The organism is Cryobacterium sp. 10I1 (assembly GCF_035019805.1).
Taxonomy (GTDB): domain Bacteria; phylum Actinomycetota; class Actinomycetes; order Actinomycetales; family Microbacteriaceae; genus Cryobacterium; species Cryobacterium glucosi.
This window is the reverse complement of record NZ_JASJVF010000376.1, coordinates 1-2,211: the sequence shown is the minus strand read 5'-3', so window position 1 is coordinate 2,211 and position 2,211 is coordinate 1. Positions and strand designations below refer to the sequence as shown.

Annotated in this window: 2 protein-coding genes; both read left to right on the top strand. The window is 70.8% G+C overall.

The genetic code is table 11. The features are described 5' to 3' along the window. Positions 1-67 precede the first annotated feature (67 nt). Complete coding sequence (gene gabT / locus QN345_RS18175) at positions 68-1,432, top strand: 4-aminobutyrate--2-oxoglutarate transaminase (RefSeq protein ID WP_174774849.1); 1,365 nt, start codon at positions 68-70, stop codon at positions 1,430-1,432. Then, the coding region (locus QN345_RS18170; RefSeq protein WP_323509023.1) for a Glu/Leu/Phe/Val dehydrogenase at positions 1,429-2,211 on the top strand (783 nt) is incomplete at its 3' end. The genes gabT and QN345_RS18170, both read left to right, overlap by 4 nt.

The following is a 2,211-nucleotide window of genomic DNA, read 5'->3' as shown; positions in this document are numbered from 1 at the left end:
GCCTAGCATGGCACCTGACATCGACGCCGCCCGGTCGATGCACCTCGGTTTACGAACTGGAGCAGTCATGACCCTCGTCGCATCCCCGCCCACCACCGTTCCCGTCGGCGGCCCGTCCCTTCCGCAGGAACGTCGCCTCACGACGAGCATCCCCGGACCCCAGTCGCAGGCGCTCCAGGCGCGCAAGACCGCCGCGGTCTCCGCGGGCGTCGGCGTGACCCTGCCCGTCTACATCGTCGCTGCCGGCGGCGGCGTGCTCGTCGACGTTGACGGCAACTCCCTCATCGACCTCGGCAGCGGCATCGCCGTGACCGGCGTCGGCAACAGCGCGCCCCGCGTCGTCGAGGCCGTCGCCGCCCAGCTCGCCCAGTTCACCCACACCTGCTTCACGGTCGCCCCGTACGACTCCTACATCGAGGTCGCCGAGGCGCTCAACCGGGTCACCCCCGGTGACCACGCCAAGCGCACCGCCCTGTTCAACTCCGGCGCCGAGGCTGTCGAGAACGCCGTCAAGATCGCGCGGCACTACACGGGGCGGCAGGCCGTCGTGGCCTTCGATCACGCGTACCACGGCCGCACCACCCTGACCATGAGCCTCACCGCGAAGAACCAGCCGTACAAGAACGGCTTCGGCCCGTTCGCCGCCGAGGTCTATCGGGCGCCGATGTCCTACCCGTTGCGCGACGGCGGTCTCGACGGCGTCGTCGCCGCGAAGCGCGCCATCTCCCAGATCGAGAAGCAGATCGGCGCAGAGAACCTCGCCGCGCTCATCATCGAACCGATCCAGGGCGAGGGCGGCTTCATCGTCCCGGCCGCGGGCTTCCTGCCGACCCTCCTGGCCTGGTGCCGCGCCAACGGGGTCGTCTTCATCGCCGACGAGGTGCAGACCGGCTTCGCCCGCACCGGCGCCATGTTCGCCTGCGACCACGAGGGCATCGTGCCCGACCTGATCGTGATGGCCAAGGGCATCGCCGGCGGCCTCCCGCTCTCCGCGGTCACCGGCCGCGCCGAGATCATGGACGCCCCGCAGGTCGGCGGCATCGGCGGCACCTACGGCGGAAACCCGCTCGCCTGTGCAGCGGCCCTCGCCACCCTCGACACCTACGAGAGCGAGAACCTGGTCGAGCGCGCCCGCGAGATCGGCACGATCCTCACCGGCCGGCTGAACGCCATCCGCGCCTTCGACAAGCGCGTCGGCGACGTCCGCGGCCGTGGTGCCATGATCGCGATCGAGCTCGTCGACTCGGCGACGGGTGAACCGGATGCCGCACTCACCTCCCGCGTCGCGGCCGCCGTCCACGCGCAGGGCGTCATCGTCCTCACCTGCGGAACCTACGGGAACGTGATCCGGTTCCTGCCGCCGCTGAGTATCTCGGACGAGCTCCTCGTCGAGGGCCTCCAGGTCGTCGCACACGCTCTGGCGAACGCATGAGCCTGCTCGAGGCCCGGCCGGCCGTTCGCCAGGTCACGCCCCTCGCCACGCCCCTCGTCGACGCCCGGTCGCAGCTCAGCGACGCCGTCGCCCTGCTCGGCTACCCGGAAGGCCTGCACGCGTTGCTCGCGACCCCGCGCCGCGAGCTCACCGTCGCCGTTCCGTTGCGCCGGGACGACGGCAGCACCCGACTGTTCACCGGCTACCGGGTGCAGCACAACTTCTCCCGCGGCCCGGCCAAGGGCGGCCTGCGCTACAGCCCGCACGTGACCCTCGACGAGGTGCGCGCCCTCGCGATGTGGATGACCTGGAAATGCGCCCTGCTCGACGTGCCGTACGGCGGTGCCAAGGGCGGTGTCACGATCGACCCGCGTGAATTCTCGCTCCCGGAGCTCGAGCGCGTCACGCGCAGGTACACGAGCGAGATCCTGCCGATCATCGGCCCGGAGAAGGACATCCCGGCCCCCGACATCGGCACCGACGAGCGCACCATGGCCTGGATGATGGACACCTACTCCGTCAACGTCGGCTACACCGTTCCCGGGATCGTCACGGGCAAGCCGATCAGCCTCGGCGGTTCCCACGGCCGTGCGAGCGCGACCAGCCGCGGCGTGACCCACGTCGCACTTGCCGCCCTCCGGCACAGCGGAATCACGCCGTACGGAGCGACCGCAGCCGTGCAGGGCTTCGGCAAGGTCGGCCACGACGCTGCCGTGTTCCTCGCCGACGCGGGGGTGCGGGTCGTTGCGGTCAGCGACCAGTACGGCGCCGTCTACAAC